Source organism: Burkholderia sp. Ac-20379 (genome assembly GCF_017104645.1).
Taxonomy (GTDB): domain Bacteria; phylum Pseudomonadota; class Gammaproteobacteria; order Burkholderiales; family Burkholderiaceae; genus Burkholderia.
Genome location: NZ_JAAGPF010000028.1, coordinates 13885 through 28913, shown reverse-complemented (window position 1 = coordinate 28913; position 15029 = coordinate 13885). Strand labels below are relative to the sequence as shown.

General features: G+C 64.2%; 14 protein-coding genes, 3 tRNA genes and 1 pseudogene. 5 read left to right on the top strand and 13 right to left on the bottom strand.

Annotation, left to right across the window (positions count from 1 at the left end; translation table 11 throughout):
* Positions 1-241: 241 nt before the first annotated feature.
* From G3N92_RS06165 to rph, 9 genes and pseudogenes are all read right to left on the bottom strand, one after another.
* Positions 242-721, bottom strand: coding sequence for an energy transducer TonB (locus G3N92_RS06165; RefSeq protein WP_206126570.1), 480 nt, complete (start codon positions 719-721; stop codon positions 242-244).
* 170 nt (positions 722-891) lie between these two features.
* On the bottom strand, positions 892-1257 hold the full coding sequence (locus G3N92_RS06160) for a hypothetical protein (protein WP_206126569.1): 366 nt from the start codon (positions 1255-1257) through the stop codon (positions 892-894).
* A gap of 621 nt (positions 1258-1878) precedes the next feature.
* Positions 1879-2079, bottom strand: a complete 201-nt coding sequence (locus G3N92_RS34875) for an HNH endonuclease (RefSeq protein WP_241014615.1) — start codon at positions 2077-2079, stop codon at positions 1879-1881.
* A 683-nt stretch (positions 2080-2762) separates the two neighbouring features.
* Positions 2763-2873, bottom strand: a pseudogene (locus G3N92_RS06150) (tail assembly protein); the annotation flags it as partial.
* Between the two features lie 61 nt (positions 2874-2934).
* Complete coding sequence (locus G3N92_RS06145) at positions 2935-4137, bottom strand: phage major capsid protein (RefSeq protein WP_206126567.1); 1203 nt, start codon at positions 4135-4137, stop codon at positions 2935-2937.
* Positions 4138-4257: 120 nt separating this feature from the next.
* Positions 4258-4345, bottom strand: a tRNA-Ser gene (locus tag G3N92_RS06140).
* Positions 4346-4411: 66 nt separating this feature from the next.
* Complete coding sequence (gene hemW / locus G3N92_RS06135; RefSeq protein ID WP_206126566.1) at positions 4412-5653, bottom strand: radical SAM family heme chaperone HemW; 1242 nt, start codon at positions 5651-5653, stop codon at positions 4412-4414.
* Positions 5650-6279: an RdgB/HAM1 family non-canonical purine NTP pyrophosphatase gene (gene rdgB / locus G3N92_RS06130; protein WP_206126565.1), complete on the bottom strand. Its 630-nt coding sequence runs from the start codon at positions 6277-6279 to the stop codon at positions 5650-5652. Before rdgB ends, hemW begins: the two co-directional genes overlap by 4 nt.
* Position 6280: 1 nt before the next feature.
* Positions 6281-7012, bottom strand: coding sequence for a ribonuclease PH (gene rph, locus G3N92_RS06125; RefSeq protein WP_206126564.1), 732 nt, complete (start codon positions 7010-7012; stop codon positions 6281-6283).
* Between the two features lie 197 nt (positions 7013-7209).
* Between rph and G3N92_RS06120 the strand changes: the two genes are divergently transcribed.
* The 4 genes from G3N92_RS06120 (at position 7210) to G3N92_RS06105 (ending at position 11511) form a co-directional block, all read left to right on the top strand.
* Positions 7210-8133: a YicC/YloC family endoribonuclease gene (locus G3N92_RS06120; protein ID WP_206126563.1), complete on the top strand. Its 924-nt coding sequence runs from the start codon at positions 7210-7212 to the stop codon at positions 8131-8133.
* A gap of 6 nt (positions 8134-8139) precedes the next feature.
* Positions 8140-8814 (top strand): guanylate kinase, encoded by a 675-nt coding sequence (gene gmk, locus G3N92_RS06115; RefSeq protein ID WP_206126562.1) that lies wholly within the window; start codon positions 8140-8142, stop codon positions 8812-8814.
* Between the two features lie 59 nt (positions 8815-8873).
* Entirely contained in the window at positions 8874-9077 is a 204-nt protein-coding gene (gene rpoZ, locus G3N92_RS06110; RefSeq protein WP_006400783.1) for a DNA-directed RNA polymerase subunit omega, read from the top strand.
* Between the two features lie 64 nt (positions 9078-9141).
* Positions 9142-11511: a bifunctional (p)ppGpp synthetase/guanosine-3',5'-bis(diphosphate) 3'-pyrophosphohydrolase gene (locus G3N92_RS06105; protein ID WP_206126561.1), complete on the top strand. Its 2370-nt coding sequence runs from the start codon at positions 9142-9144 to the stop codon at positions 11509-11511.
* 201 nt (positions 11512-11712) lie between these two features.
* Here the strand turns inward: G3N92_RS06105 and G3N92_RS06100 are convergent.
* Positions 11713-11789: transfer RNA gene (locus G3N92_RS06100), tRNA-Arg, on the bottom strand.
* A 62-nt stretch (positions 11790-11851) separates the two neighbouring features.
* A tRNA-Arg gene (locus G3N92_RS06095) sits at positions 11852-11928 on the bottom strand.
* A gap of 125 nt (positions 11929-12053) precedes the next feature.
* On the opposite strand from G3N92_RS06095, the gene greB reads away from it, so the two are divergent.
* The gene (greB, locus tag G3N92_RS06090) at positions 12054-12617 is read left to right on the top strand and encodes a transcription elongation factor GreB (protein ID WP_206126560.1); all 564 of its coding nucleotides are present in this window, start codon (positions 12054-12056) and stop codon (positions 12615-12617) included.
* Between the two features lie 91 nt (positions 12618-12708).
* On the opposite strand, the gene G3N92_RS06085 is transcribed toward greB, so the two are convergent.
* Both G3N92_RS06085 and G3N92_RS06080 read right to left on the bottom strand, forming a co-directional pair.
* Positions 12709-13860: a porin gene (locus tag G3N92_RS06085; RefSeq protein WP_206126559.1), complete on the bottom strand. Its 1152-nt coding sequence runs from the start codon at positions 13858-13860 to the stop codon at positions 12709-12711.
* A gap of 543 nt (positions 13861-14403) precedes the next feature.
* Complete coding sequence (locus tag G3N92_RS06080; RefSeq protein ID WP_206126558.1) at positions 14404-14649, bottom strand: hypothetical protein; 246 nt, start codon at positions 14647-14649, stop codon at positions 14404-14406.
* Positions 14650-15029 lie beyond the last annotated feature (380 nt).

Here is a 15029-nt window from a genome sequence, read left to right as displayed (position 1 = left end):
GGCGGCTCGGGTGATCGGGTCTCAATTCGTTTCATCCCGCGGCGCTGCGCAAGGCGGCGGCGCGGGTGCCGGCTTCGAGGGCCGGCGATGCATCCGGGGCGGGCTGCGCGCGTCGCGCAAGCGGCCTTGTCGGGCTCGCGCGACGGGCCGGCCGGGTAGGCGGAACGTGGCGAGCCGTCCTGAACGACGGATCGGGTAGCGGCGAATTATAGCAAGCGGGATTGGCGCGCTTTCGGCGCGGTCAATCGATCGTCTGGGCCTGCTGCTCGGCCCGCGTGCGCAACTGGAACTGGCCGTTGTCGTTGAACAGCCAGCTTTCCATCATGTCGAGCTGGCCGTGCCCGTCGAGCAGGCCCGCGGGCGGGCGCGGCAGCGGCGCGGCACGGCGCAGCGATTGCAGGGCGATCGCCTCGGCGCCGTCGTCGCCGTTGCTGCGATAGACCGACGAACGCACCAGCCGCCCGTCGCGATCGACGGTGAACGCCACCACCACGAGCGAGCGCAGCATCGCCTGCGGCGCGCCGTGCAGCACGCGCGAGGCGTTCGCGTCGAGGATCTGCCGGGCCACTTCGTCGCGATAGCCGGCCTGCGACGCGGCGCTCGCGCCCGGGGTGGGCGACAGGATCAGCGCGCGCTGCGGCAGCGTGACGGTGCAGCCGGCGGCGACGAGCGCGCCGGCCAGCAAGGCGGCCAAGCGCGAGACGTGATGTATCCGTTTCATCGGCCATGCCGACGAAACGGAGCGCAGACGGGAAAAAGCGGAGAGCGGGAACATGGAAACGACCGTGCGCGAGCGTTCGGACGTTTCCAGCATAGACGCTGGCGGCGCGGAGTACAGCGGAACGCGCATCGCGCCCGCTGCGCCGCACGGCCGGCGGCGATGCCCGGCGATCAGGCCGGCTGCGCGTCCGGATCCTTCTTGAACGTGCCGAGCTGCGCCCAGATCCGGCCGCCGTCGCCGGTCACGTAGGCCGAATAACGGTGCTTGGACGTGGAACTCGTCGCGGCGGCGCAGGCCAGCGACAACGCTTCGGCGCGCGCCGAGACGGGATCCATCGCGGTGATTTCGAGGTTGTATTCCCCGGGCGGCAAGCGGTACATCACCTGGCTGCTGTCGTCGATCACGTAACGGACGTAACCGCGCGCATGCATTTCGGCATGCAGCTTCTTGTACTCCTTGGAATCGAGCGGATATTCCTTGGACCGCTTGTCATCCATGAACAGCATGACGCGGGCGGTGACGTAAAACTCCGGCATTTCGTGGCTCCCAATGGCAGAAACAGGATTTCGGGTTCGGGGAATTGCTTGGCGGTGCGCCGGAAGGCGGGCTTGGCGGCCCGACCGGCGAACAGTGACAAACCAGGGATTCGCGTGCGCATTGCCGTGCCGCCGCAATGCGTGCCATTGCAAGGTGCAGGCGCGATTGCGCACGCGCTGAAATGGGTGCCATCTGGCTTATAGCACAGGGCGTTAATTGACGTGATGAAATGCGCGATGGGTGCCGGGCGGGGATGACGCCGTAACTGGCCGGCTGGTGGCGTGCGCTGAGTGACCCTGATGCAGATCCGAAGCCCTCGGCCCCGTCGGGGGCTTTTTTCGCTGGCGTGGCTGGGAAGGGGGGAGCCCCGTTTGAGTAACGTTCCTCGCACGCTGCCAGGGCGGGATGGTTTAACGTCCGGGGCTCGTGATCCCCGTTTGAATAAGGCACCTCCCGCCTCGTGGCAGTCGGCTCACCCCCGGGAATCAACCTCGATTGTAGCGGCACGCGAACGGTGCGCAAGGCGGCTACGTTGTTGACACGTTGAAGAAACGGCGGTTACGCGTCTGGATCGCGAGTCAAAATCGGGAGCCTATACCCAGTGACATCTCCAGCCCCGCTCACGAGGAGATTGAAGCGGTCTGGATGTTCGACGGATCAAGCCGCAAGCGATTGTCACCACGGTGCGGTATGACGTGATCGCCGATGTTGCCGAGCGGCTCAACGACACCACGCATCGCACACTCGATTACCACAGCCTCGGGCGACCAACCAGCCATGCCAATATCGCGTAGGCAAAACACACAATGCGGATGCGCCATGAGGTGCGCCGCTCGCAACTTCTGCCACTTGTAGTCGTATCCTCGGGCGGAACTGCTCGTCTTTCCGGCTCGCCATGAGCCCACCTCGACAGCCTTGACCCGAGCACCAAGCTGAGATAGTCGCGGCGCGAGAGTCTTGAGACGAGGCACATCACCACCTGTAAAATCGGCGAGCCGGAATGGCCGGCAATACAAATGCACGGAGGACGAAATGCAAGGCAACGGAGGCCCAGCTTTTCCCGTACCAGAAATTCACGCAACCGCACCATCACGCCCCGCACAACACGCGGGACAAACGCTTCGCGATTATTTTGCTGCCGCAGCCTTGGGAAGCATCCTCCTGAGAACGCCAGAGGGGTACAAGCCTGACAATGGCAGCTCACCGCAAGACGAAGTTGCACGCCACGCGTATCTCATCGCCGACGCCATGATCAAAGCACGCGGCTAAGCTAAAACAAAAAGCCCCGCGCAGCTTTCACCGGGCGGGGCTTTCATGTAAGGCGCAAACTCGAAATTCTGGTGCTTCACCACGAGAGATGTACCATCGGTTGCCCGAACCGTCTCTCTCAACGTGCGAAACGATGGCGAAGCACGGACGATTTTACATCGCCCAAGCAAAAAGCCCGCTGGGTTTTCACCTAGCGGGCTGAAGTTATGTTCTCGCTGTCTGTCTTTCACATCACGAGCGCGCGCACGGCCTCTGCCGTCGACGAGACGGCCAGCCGAAACACCCGTCCAAACGTTTTTGCCAAGACGCCATACAAGCGAATTGTGCGCAGCTTTTCGTTTTTCATCTGTAAATCTCCTGATGAAGTGGAAACCGCCCCTGAAAACTCAGGAGCGGCTCGCTGTGAGTTAGCTTGCGACAGCCTCAATCACGGTGATCGCCTGCGGGTAGTTCGCGATCACGTCGACGCGGGCGTGGCAGAGAAAGCCGATTTCACCGGTCTTTGCGTAAGCTTCGCGCAGCAGTCCGATATTCAGCGTCTCGCGCAGAGCGTATTGCACTGTCGAGAAGTTGCCGACGAATACCAGGCTCTTGGCGTTTCCGTCGCCCAGATTCGTCGGAACGCCATTGGTTGCCAGTTGGCGCACGTTCGATAGCAAAGGCGGTGCGCTGAGCGGCTGGCCGGTCGTGTCCACCAAGCCGGCCAGGCCCACAAGCGTGCGCGGGGCCATGATCGCGGCCGTCGGTGCCGGCGCCTTGCGCTCGAGCTGCGTTTGGTACGCGGCCAGCATGTCACCATAGGCGAACTTGGCGCCGATCTGCTCGATCTTGTTGACCGCCTCCATGCCGTACAGGCCAAGCGGTTGCGGCGCCACACCATTACCCACCAGGCCGGCGCGGTCGAACTCCAGCGCGAACGCCTGCGAGATAGCCTGAGTCACTGCGCGCGAGACGTCGTCTGCATCGGCAAGCAGTTCGCGGCTGATACGAACGATGCAAGTCAGCGACCGGGGCGTCGCCACCACGCCGCGGAACGTCGGTTCGCTTTCGGCGACAGCGCCCAGCTCGTTACGCCATGCCGGCGTGGGCAGCGTGTCGATGCCTGCCACCGTCACGCTTTTCGCGCCATCCGTCACAGGCAGGATCCCCGCACCAGCGGTAAGCAGCGCGCTTTGATCGACCAACGCGTCGAGGATCTTCGGCATCACCACATTCGGAACGGCATAGCCGCCTGCCGAATCCGTACCGACAGACAGCGACGCTTTGACCGCATCCGAGCACTTCATGCCCGCCACGCCGCGCAGGAAGTCGGCCATGTTGATGCTGGTGTCTTCACCGGCCGCCTTGGCGCGCTGGTTGTAGTGCGCCGAGATTTGCGCAGCACGCAGGCCGCGAGCCGCATAGATCGGCTGCTGCTCATCGCGCGCCGCACTACCAGCACCAGCGCCGCTCATCTGGTGCGCAGCCATCATCACCGAATGCGTGTCGACAGCCTCGCGAAGCTCGGCGATTTCGGTCTGGTGGGATTGCTTGAAGTCGGCGAAGGCCTTGGTGAGGTTTGCCGCGATGACGTTGATGTCCGGCGCACCGCCTTCCGCTCGAACGGCCATGATGCCGCGCTGGACTTGACTTGAGACAACGAAAAAGCGGCTAGACGGGCTGAATGCCTTGTCTGGCTTGGCTTTGGGAGATTTGGTGAGTTGGGCTGAGACGCCCTGAGAATGATGCGGTGGCGGAAGCGGTGAGATTCGAACTCACGGACGGTTGCCCGTCGCCGGTTTTCAAGACCGGTGCCTTAAACCACTCGGCCACGCTTCCACGGCCGGCATTGTAACCGAAATGCCGGCGCTGTCCTCGGCTTTGCGAGCGATGCCGCGCCGCGCATCAACCCGCGTTGCCGTCCTTGTCATCCTCGTCGTCACGCAGGAACAGCTCCTGCAGATCGTTGAGAAAACGCTGCCCGAGCGGCGTCGGCGCGATGCGTTCGTAGTCGCGCACGATCATCCCGCGCCGTTCCGCCTCCGCCAGCGCCGGCTCGATGGTGGAGAGCGGCAGCCCGGTGCGTTCGGCGTAGCTGGCCACCGGAAAGCCTTCGGCCAGCCGCAGCGTGTTCAGCATGAACTCGAACGGCAGATCGCGCGGCCCGACTTCGCGCTCCTCCTGCACCGGCGTGCCGGCCATCGCCTGCTCCATGTAGGTGCCGGGATGCTTGTAGCGCGCCTGGCGCAGGATGCGATTCGGAAACGAGAGCTTCGTGTGCGCGCCCGCGCCGATGCCGAGGTAATCGCCGAAGCGCCAGTAGTTGAGGTTGTGCTTGCACTGCCGGTTCGGCTGGGCATACGCAGACACTTCATAGCGCCCGTAGCCCGCCTCTGTCGTGCGCTCGTGGATCCATTCCTGCATGTCGGCCGACGCGTCGTCGTCGGGCACGACCGGCGGGTACTTCGCGAACAGCGTGTTCGGCTCGAGCGTCAGGTGGTACAGCGACAGATGCGGCGGCGCGTACGACAGCGCGGTTTCGATGTCGGCGCGGCATTCGTCGAGCGTCTGCTTCGGCAGCGCGAACATCAGGTCGAGGTTGAAATTGTCGAACGTGTTCGCGGCGATCTCGACGGCGGCGCGCGCCTGCGCCGTGTCGTGAATGCGCCCGAGCGCCTTCAGGTGCGCCTCGTTGAAGCTCTGGATGCCGATCGACAGCCGGTTCACGCCGCTTGCGCGGAACTGCGCGAATTTGGCCGCCTCGAAGGTGCCGGGGTTCGCCTCGAGCGTGATTTCGGCGTCGGCGTCGAGCGGCAGCAGCGCGCGCACGTCGCTGAGCAAGCGGTCGAGGCCGGCAGCCGACAGCAGGCTCGGCGTGCCGCCGCCGATGAAGATCGTGTGCACCTGGCGGCCCCACACGAACGGCAGCGCCTGTTCGAGATCGGCGCGCACGGCGTCGAGGTACTGCTGCTCGGGAAAGCGCTCGCCCTTCCATTCGTGCGAGTTGAAATCGCAGTACGGGCACTTGCGCACGCACCACGGGAAATGCACGTAGAGCGCGAGCGGCGGCAGCGCGGTGAGACGCACCTTGCCCGGCGATGCGAAGGTCGCGACGATGCGCTGACCGGTGTCGGCGGCCTGGCTCACGCGTCGTCTCCGAGCCGCGCGAGCAGGGCGCGCAGCGCGAGCGCGCGATGGCTGACGGTGTTCTTGACGGCCGGCGCCAGCTCCGCCACGGTGGCGTTCAGCGCCGGCAGCAGAAAATGAGGATCGTAGCCGAAGCCGTGCTCGCCGCGCGGCGCGTCGACCACCTCGCCATGCCAACGGCCCTCGGCGAACAGCGGCTCGGGATCGTCGGGATGACGAACCAGCGCCAGCACGCAGCAGTAATAGGCACGGCGGTCGTCGACGCCCTGCAACTGCGAAACCAGATGCGCGTTGTTCGCCGCGTCGCTCTTCTCGAAGCCGGCGCGTTGCGCATAGCGCGCCGAATGCACGCCCGGCGCGCCGTGCAGCGCACGCACGCACAGGCCCGAATCGTCGGCGATGGCGGGCAGCCCGGTGGCGCGCGATGCATGACGCGCCTTGGTCAGCGCGTTTTCGATGAAGGTCAGATACGGCTCGTCGGCCTCGCTCACGTCGAGCTGGCCTTGCGGGACGATCTCGATGCCGACCGTCTCGAACAGCGCCGCGAATTCACGCAGCTTGCCCGCGTTGTTCGACGCGAGCACGATCCGCGACAAGCCGCCGGCGGGCGTGGTGGGATGCGTCATGTCAGGCGTCCCGCGCGGCTTGCTGCAGCGCGATCAGTTCGCCGATGCCCTTCTGCGCGAGATCGAGCAGCACGTTCATCTCGTCGCGCGTGAACGGCACGCCTTCGGCCGTGCCCTGCACTTCCACCAGGCCGCCCTTGCCGGTCATCACCACGTTCATGTCGGTGTCGCACTTCGAATCCTCGGCGTAATCGAGATCGAGCACCGGCGTGCCCTGATAGACGCCCACCGAGATCGCGGCAACCGAATCGTTGATCGGCGACTTGGCCAGCTTGCCCGCGGCGATCAGCTTGGCGACGGCATCCTGCACGGCGACGAACGCGCCGGTGATGCTGGCCGTGCGCGTGCCGCCGTCGGCCTGGATCACGTCGCAATCGATATGGATGGTGCGCGGGCCGAGCTGCTCGAGGTCGACCACGGCGCGCAGCGCGCGGCCGATCAGGCGCTGGATTTCCTGGGTGCGGCCGGTTTGTTTGCCGCGCGCGGCTTCGCGATCGCTGCGCGTATGGGTGGCGCGCGGCAGCATGCCGTATTCGGCGGTCAGCCAGCCCTGGCCGCGATCGCGCAGGAATTCGGGCACGCGCTCGGCCACGCTGGCCGTGCAGATCACCTTCGTATCGCCGAATTCGACGAGCACCGAGCCTTCGGCGTGCTTCGTGTAGTTGCGGGTCAGGCGCACGTCGCGCAGCTGGTTCGCCGGGCGGCCGCTCGGGCGGGAAGAGGAATTCGTCATGGGGAAGTGAGGCATCCGGAGGGAAACCGCGATTTTACCGCGCATGCCGCCGCCGCACCGGGCCGCGATGCAGCGCTCACACGGGCGGGGGCGCCGCCAAAAATGGGATAATGGCGGTTTCGCGCCCCGTGCCTCGTGCGCACCGGGCGCCTCTGGATTTCCGGGCCGTATCGGCCCTCTCACCGGCGAGACCAACCATGATCTATAGCATGACGGGCTATGCGAGCGCGACCCGCGAACTCGTGGCCAACTCCGGTAACGGCGCCACCAGCGTATCGGTCGAACTGCGTACGGTGAATTCGCGTTTCCTCGACCTGAATTTCCGCATGCCCGACGACGTGCGCGTGTGCGAACCCGCCCTGCGCGAGATGCTGATGAACAAGCTCTCGCGCGGCAAGGTGGATGTGCGCATCAACCTGCAACGCAGCGAACAGATGAGCCAGGCCGGCGCGCTGAACCGCGCCGCGCTCGACCAGCTCGCCGAACTCGAGCGCGCCGTGCTCGTGTCGTTCCCCGATTCGGAGCGCCTGCGCACCGGCGAAATCCTGCGCTGGCCCGGCGTGCTCGCCGAGAGCGGCGTGTCGGCGGAAACGCTGCGCGAAGCCGTGCTCGCCTGCGGCAAGGAAGCGATCGGCGAGCTCGTGGTGGTACGCCAGCGCGAAGGCGCGCAACTGGCCACGATGCTGCTCGGTAACGTGACGGAGATGGAAGCGATCGTCGCGCGCATCACGCCGCTGGTGCCGGAGCTGATCGCCAAGCATCAGCAGAAGATCGTCGAGCGCCTGCAGGAAGCGCTCGGCCTGGCCGCCTCGGAAAGCGGCCAGACGGTCGTGACGCGCGAGGAAGCCGCCGAGCGGATCCGCCAGGAAGTGACGATGTACGGCATCCGCATCGACATCGCCGAAGAACTGCAGCGGCTCACCGCGCACCTGAACGAAACGCGTCACGTGATCGAGAAGGGCGGCCGCGTCGGCAAGCGTCTCGACTTCATGATGCAGGAACTGAATCGCGAAGCGAACACGCTCGGTTCGAAGGCCGCGGCGAAGGAGCTCGCCGATGCGTCGATGGCGCTGAAGCTGTTGATCGAGCAGATGCGCGAGCAAGTGCAAAACCTGGAGTAAAGCAAGATGACCGAATCGAACCGCGACGCGCACGCGCTGCATGCCGGCGCGTATCCCGGCAACCTGTTCATGGTGGTGGCGCCGTCCGGCGCGGGCAAGTCGACGCTCGTGAACGCGCTGCTCGCGAAGGACAGCGAAATCTGCCTGTCGATCTCGTACACGACGCGCAAGCCGCGTCCGGGCGAGCAGGACGGCGAGCATTACCACTTCACCACCGTCGAGGATTTCCGCGCGCGTCACGCGCACCACGAATTCCTCGAAAGCGCCGAGGTGCACGGCAACTACTACGGCACCTCGCGCGTGTGGATCGAGCAGCAGATGCAGAGCGGCCGCGACGTGCTGCTCGAGATCGACTGGCAGGGCGCGCAGCAGGTCAAGAAGCAGTTCCGCAATGCGGTCGGCATCTTCATCCTGCCGCCGTCGCTCGCGGCGCTCGAGGAGCGTCTCAAGAAGCGCGGCCAGGACGAGCCGAACGTCATCACGCGCCGCCTGCTTGCCGCGGGCAGCGAGATCGCGCACGCATCGGAAGCCGAATACGTCGTGATCAACGAGCACTTCGAGACGGCGCTCTCGGAGCTGCAGCGGATCGTGGCCGCCACGCGTCTGCGCGTCGCCTCGCAATACGCACGCCACACCGAGCTTTTCATCGAGCTCGGCATCCATCTCCCGCACGCCGAGTGACGGCGGCGGACGAGGGACATAAGGTAGAATAGCCACCATATTCAGAAGGAATACCCAACATGGCTCGCATTACCGTCGAAGACTGCCTGAAGCAAATCCCCAACCGCTTCGAACTGGCGCTCGCCGCCACCTATCGCGCGCGTCAGCTCGCGCAAGGCCACACGCCGAAGATCGAAAGCCGCGACAAGCCCACCGTCGTCGCGCTGCGCGAGATCGCGGCCGGGCAGGTCGGCCTCGAGATGCTGAAGAAAGTGCCGGTTTAAGGCACACTCGGTTCTTACCGTCATGTAATCCGCACAACCGGCGTGCCAACCTGAGGAGGCGAACATGAGCAACTCAACATCGTCCGCTTCCGCGGAGGCCGGCCAGGCGGAAGACGCCACGGCCGCTTCGCCGGCGCGGCAATACATCGACGCGGTCCTCGAACAATCGTTTCGCCATCTGTTCGGGCCGACCAATACACCGGAGCAACCTCGCAAGCACGGCGTCGTTTCGATCGCGAAACTGACCGCCGCGCTTGCCGAGTATCTCGGTCCGGAAGACATCAAAGAGGTCAAGGCGGCGTTCCACTTCAGCGACGAAGCCCACCTCGGTCAATATCGCCAGAGCGGCGAGCCCTACATCACCCATCCCGTTGCCGTCGCGGAAATCTGCGCCGGCTGGAAGCTCGACGCCCAGGCCATCATGGCCGCGTTGCTGCACGACGTGATGGAAGATCAGGGCGTGACCAAGAGCGAGCTGGCCGAGCGGTTCGGCCCGAAGGTCGCGGAGCTGGTGGACGGCCTGTCGAAGCTCGACAAGATGGAGTTCCGCAGCCGCGAGGAAGCGCAGGCGGAAAACTTCCGCAAGATGCTGCTGGCGATGGCGCGCGACGTGCGCGTGATCCTCGTGAAGCTGGCCGACCGCCTGCACAACATGCGCACGCTCGGCGCGGTGCCGATGGAAAAGCGCCGCCGCGTCGCGCGCGAGACGCTCGACATCTATGCGCCGATCGCGCACCGTCTCGGCCTGAACAACACCTATCGCGAGCTGCAGGACATGAGCTTCGCGAACTTCAACCCGCACCGCTACGCCACGCTCGAGAAGGCCGTGAAGGCCGCGCGCGGCAATCGCCGCGAAGTGATCGGCAAGATCCTCGAATCGGCGCAGCGCGCGGTGGGCGAGGCGAAGCTCGACGCGGAGATCATGGGTCGCGAGAAGACGATCTACAGCATCTACCGCAAGATGCGCGACAAGCAGTTGTCGTTCTCGCAGGTGCTCGATGTCTACGGGTTCCGCGTGGTGGTCGAGCATGCGCTCGAGTGCTACACCTGCATCGGCGCGCTGCATGCGCTCTACAAGCCGGTGCCGGGCAAGTTCAAGGATTACATCGCGATCCCGAAGGTGAACGGCTACCAGTCGCTGCACACGACGGTGGTCGGCCCGTTCGGCGCGCCGATCGAATTCCAGGTCCGCACCCGCAAGATGCACGAGATCGCCGAAGCCGGCGTGGCCGCGCATTGGCTCTACAAGAACGGCGGCGCGGATCTCAACGACGTGCAGATGCGCGCGCATCAGTGGCTCAAATCGCTGCTCGACATTCAGAGCGAAGCCGGCGATTCGAGCGAATTCCTCGAACACGTCAAGATCGACCTGTTTCCGGATGCCGTCTACGTATTCACGCCGAAGTCGAAGATCATGGCGCTGCCGCGCGGCGCCACGGCGCTCGACTTCGCCTATTCGGTGCACAGCGATCTCGGCAACCAGTGCGTGGCCGTCAAGATCAACAACGAGTTGCTGCCGTTGCGCACCGAGTTGAAGAGCGGCGACATCGTCGAGGTGATCACCGCGCCGTATTCGAAGCCGAACCCGGTGTGGCTGGGTTTCGTGCGTACCGGCAAGGCGCGTTCGGCCATTCGTCACTATCTGAAGACGATGCGCCTGACCGAATCGGTGCAGCTGGGCGAGCGCCTCGTCGATCAGAGCCTCAAGAGTTACGGGCTGGCGCTGGCCGACATCGAGCCGGAAATCTGGGAAAAGCTCGTGCAGTGGACGGGCAACAAGAGCCGTCAGGAAATCTTCGCGGATATCGGCCTCGGCCGCCGCGTGCCGCAGGTGATGGCCAAGCGCATCGAGGTGCTGATGAGCGGGCGCGATGCCGACGACGACCTCTCGCGCGGCGACCGTCCGGCCCACAACGCGCCGCCGGTGGCGATCACGGGCACCGAAGGCATGTCGGTGCAGTTGTCGGCCTGCTGCCGACCGATCCCGGGCGACGCGATCATGGGTTACATCGGCATCGGCCTCGGCATGGCGATCCACACGACCGATTGCCGGGTGGCGCAGCGTATCCACCGCCGCGATCCGGGCCGCTGGATCGACGTCGCCTGGGCGCCGCAACCGGGCCGCCTGTTCGACGTCACGGTCAAGGTGCTGGTCAAGAACACCAAGGGTATCTTCGCGCGCGTGGCGGCCGACATCACCTCGGCCGACGCGAACATCGTGCATATCGCGATGGACGAAGATCTCTCGCACGAATCGACGATCCTGCGCTTCGTGATCCAGGTGGGCGATCGTGTCCACCTCGCCAACGTCATGCGCCGCGTGCGCACGAACCCGGACGTCATGCGGATCATGCGCGAGCGCTCGAGCGACGATACGGCCCATGCGCGCCACGATGGCGGCATGCGGATCGATCGGGACCGGCAGGACTATTGAGCGGGGCTGTACGGGGCTGGCGGCGTGTTGGCGAGGGTAGATCCAGCGGCGGTGAGCGAGAGCGGTACGAGGCTTCGGCGTCGTGCCGCTTTTTTCATGGTGCGGCGGAGGGGAGGGGCGGTGGATTGTGCGGCGCGGCGAAGCAACATAAACGGCGCGCGCAAAACAAAAGGGCCTTCCCGGAGGAAGGCCCTTCAAAGGTGGCGCGGCTGGCAGGATTCGAACCCACGACCCCTTGGTTCGTAGCCAAGTACTCTATCCAACTGAGCTACAGCCGCACGCAAAACGGTTACTGCTTTGTACTGCCGGGAGATCCCGTAGGACAACCCGTTTTAAAAAGTGGCGCGGCTGGCAGGATTCGAACCCACGACCCCTTGGTTCGTAGCCAAGTACTCTATCCAACTGAGCTACAGCCGCACGCAGAAGTGAGAATATAGCAAGGTTTTTCGGGAAAGGGAAGTGTTTCGTCACAATTTCTTCGCGGGAAGCGTTCGTGTACTCTTGCACGATCCCATTGGCAGTCGAAAGGTAGCCGGAACAGCATGAACAAGGCGTTTGTGAAGGAGTCGGACGGCGATGACGACGACGATCTCGGTCAAGGATTGCCCGCCATCCCGGCCGGCGCGAAAAACTACATCACGCCGGCCGGCCACAAGCGGCTGCGCGACGAGTTGCTGCATCTGATCGACGAAGCGCGGCCCGAGGTCGTCAAGCTCGTGTCGTGGGCCGCGTCGAACGGCGATCGCTCCGAGAACGGCGATTACATCTACGGCAAGCGGCGCCTGCGCGAGATCGACCGGCGCATCCGCTTCCTGACCAAGCGGCTCGATCTGGCCGAAGTGGTCGACGCAAGCCGCCAGGAAAGCGCCGATCAGGTGTTCTTCGGCGCCACGGTCGATTACGCCACCGAGGACGGCGACGAGCACACGATCACGATCGTCGGCGTCGACGAGGTCGATCTCGACCAGGGCCACGTGAGCTGGGTGTCCCCGATCGCGCGTGCATTGCTGAAATCGCGCATCGGCGAGACGGTCACGCTGATGACGCCGGCCGGCGCGCAGCCGGTCGACGTGCTCGACGTGCGTTATCCGGCGCCGAGTGCCTGACGCATCCGGGCGGCCTAGCCCGTTCGCATGAGCAGTAAAAACAAAAGCGCCCCACGGGGCGCTTTTGTCATGGTGCGGCGGTTGCTTGGCGTCAGAAACGGTGACGCAGGCCGGCCGTGACGGCGATCTGCTTGTTGGTCGACGAGGCGCCGCCCAGGCCGTTCACGTAGGCGCCAATGCCGAGGCCGTCGGTGCTCACGTGTTGATACTCGCCCTGCAGATAGATGTCGGTGCGCTTCGACAACGCGTAGTCGGTCTGCAGGTTGAACTGATTCCAGCCCGGATGGCGGCCGTCCAGGAAGCCCGCCGTGTAGGTCCACGAACCGGCCACCGACAGCGCCGGCGTCAGCGAGTAGCGGGCGTTGACTTCGTAGTTGTTGAAGCGCGCGAAGGTGCCGTCAAGGCCGATGCCGGCCGACGTGCCGGACGCGCCCGCGCCGATGCCGAGCGCGCGGTTCACGCGCGTCTGCGTGAACACGAAGCCCGCGGTGGCCGGGCCGAACGTGTAGGTCAGGCCGCCGCCGAACACGCGCTGGCGCTTGCCGACGAACGTGTTGTCGCCCGCCACCGCGCCGTTCGCGTTGCTGACGGCCGCGGTGGTCAGGCCGCTGATGTCGTTGTTCAACTGCATGTAGCCGGCAGCCAGGTTGAAGCCCATGTAGTTGTACGACACGCCCGCGCTGTACACGCGATTGTTCGAGAACTGGCTGCTGTTCGAGAAGCCGTACAACGCGCCGAACTTCAGGCCGTTCCAGTTGGTGCTGCTGTACTTGACCGAGTTGTTGACCCGGAACGAGTTGTTGAGGTTGTCGTTGTCGAACGGGTGAGCGAACTGCGTGCCGCCGTATTGCGTGCCGGTCAGCGACAACGGCCCGATGAAGTCGACCACGCTGTCGTATTGGCGACCCAGCGTGACCGAGCCGAACTGGCTTTGCGCGAGGCCGACGAAGGCCTGGCGGCCGAATTCGCGACCGTTCTGCTTCAGCGTGCCGTTGTTGATGCCGAAACCGTTCTCGAGCACGAAGATCGCCTTCAGTCCGCCGCCGAGATCTTCATTGCCGCGCAGCCCCCACCGGCTGCCGTTGACCGAACCGCTCGTCTCCGACCACGAGCTGTGACCGCCCTGATTGTTCGTGTACGTGATGCCGGCGTCGATCAAGCCATACAGCGTCACGCTGCTTTGCGCGTGCGCCGCCGTTGCGCAGACACCCGATACCGCCGCTACGATTAGCGTCTTTTTCATTGCTGCGTCTCCGTCTGACGAGGAAGCTCGGCTTCCTCTTTTTCATCGAGGTGGTGACCCGCACCGGGAGCGGCGGTGTGGCGTGAGAGGGTGGCGCCCGAGGCGCCGCAAATCTCCAGACCCGAACGCAGTGTTGAGCCGCTGGCCTGCCGGCGTCGATTCCACTTTAAGCAATAATGAATTTAAATTTGAGAAATGGTCTGGCGGCGGGCTGAAACCGTTGCCAGACAAGGCTGTGGCGCGTGAGCGGGATTTTGATCAGGATGCCGAATCGATTTTCGCGTTGCGCGATGGCGACAGAAGCAGGGCGAGGGAGGCGTGGCGATCGCCGCGGCGGCGATTGTTGAGGCAACGGCAATAGAGGTTTGTGAAGACCGCCGATAATGGTGCGCGAAGCACTCGCTATACTGAAGCCTCTGCTTTCCGAAGCAGACTTTTTCGTTGACGGAAAAGATCTCCAAACCTTTGTCGGCGCGACCTTCCAGTCGCGCTTTTTTTTGCCCGTCGGGTTTGTCGGGCCGGGCTGGCGCCCGGCCGTGCCGTCTAGCGGCGGCGCGCTGGCGTATCGGCTGGCTCGCCGAACGGCATCATGGCCGGTTGCGCCCAATCCTCCATCACGTAGTGACGGGCATCGAGCGGCGAAGCAAGCAGGTTCTGCCAGTGATCGCCGTGCCAGGTCGTTTCGAACTCGGCGTCGAATGCGGAAGTCGACGGTGCTGCCGGTGCAATCGATTTGTGGCGGCGCAGCATGCCGATCCGGTGCGCGAAGCGTTTCATTGCGTCAAACATTTTCGCCCCCTGTCCAACTGTAAGCGCTTCGAGCTTCGCAAATCAAAATGCCCGCGACAACCCGGAAAAATACCGAGCTACCGCTATTTTTTACTTGTCCGGTATTTTTTGCTATTTTGTTAATTAAAAATCACCACCCTAGTAATAATGACAGGTCAGACAAGGCTAATTGCCGCATTTTTCTGGCCGTGAGCCGCTCTCATAGGGATCCGCATCAAATCGAATAAGAAGATGTGAAGAATTTTCTTGACGAGCCTTGAGCGTCGCATTTATAAAAGCACCACGAAGTCTGCGGTGCTTACTGCTCATCGTCCACAAGGTTTGGCGGGGCCGGGGCTTTCGGTGACGGCACACTCAAGGGTTGCTCGTTTTATTCAATT

Coding starts and splice junctions, on each gene's coding strand:
- G3N92_RS06165 (WP_206126570.1), bottom strand. CDS start 721: ATGAAACGGATACATCACGTCTCGCGCTTGGCCGCCTTGCTGGCCGGC.
- G3N92_RS06160 (WP_206126569.1), bottom strand. CDS start 1,257: ATGCCGGAGTTTTACGTCACCGCCCGCGTCATGCTGTTCATGGATGAC.
- G3N92_RS34875 (WP_241014615.1), bottom strand. CDS start 2,079: ATGGCGCATCCGCATTGTGTGTTTTGCCTACGCGATATTGGCATGGCT.
- G3N92_RS06145 (WP_206126567.1), bottom strand. CDS start 4,137: ATGGCCGTTCGAGCGGAAGGCGGTGCGCCGGACATCAACGTCATCGCG.
- rdgB (WP_206126565.1), bottom strand. CDS start 6,279: ATGACGCATCCCACCACGCCCGCCGGCGGCTTGTCGCGGATCGTGCTC.
- rph (WP_206126564.1), bottom strand. CDS start 7,012: ATGACGAATTCCTCTTCCCGCCCGAGCGGCCGCCCGGCGAACCAGCTG.
- G3N92_RS06120 (WP_206126563.1), top strand. CDS start 7,210: ATGATCTATAGCATGACGGGCTATGCGAGCGCGACCCGCGAACTCGTG.
- gmk (WP_206126562.1), top strand. CDS start 8,140: ATGACCGAATCGAACCGCGACGCGCACGCGCTGCATGCCGGCGCGTAT.
- rpoZ (WP_006400783.1), top strand. CDS start 8,874: ATGGCTCGCATTACCGTCGAAGACTGCCTGAAGCAAATCCCCAACCGC.
- G3N92_RS06105 (WP_206126561.1), top strand. CDS start 9,142: ATGAGCAACTCAACATCGTCCGCTTCCGCGGAGGCCGGCCAGGCGGAA.
- greB (WP_206126560.1), top strand. CDS start 12,054: ATGAACAAGGCGTTTGTGAAGGAGTCGGACGGCGATGACGACGACGAT.
- G3N92_RS06085 (WP_206126559.1), bottom strand. CDS start 13,860: ATGAAAAAGACGCTAATCGTAGCGGCGGTATCGGGTGTCTGCGCAACG.
- G3N92_RS06080 (WP_206126558.1), bottom strand. CDS start 14,649: ATGTTTGACGCAATGAAACGCTTCGCGCACCGGATCGGCATGCTGCGC.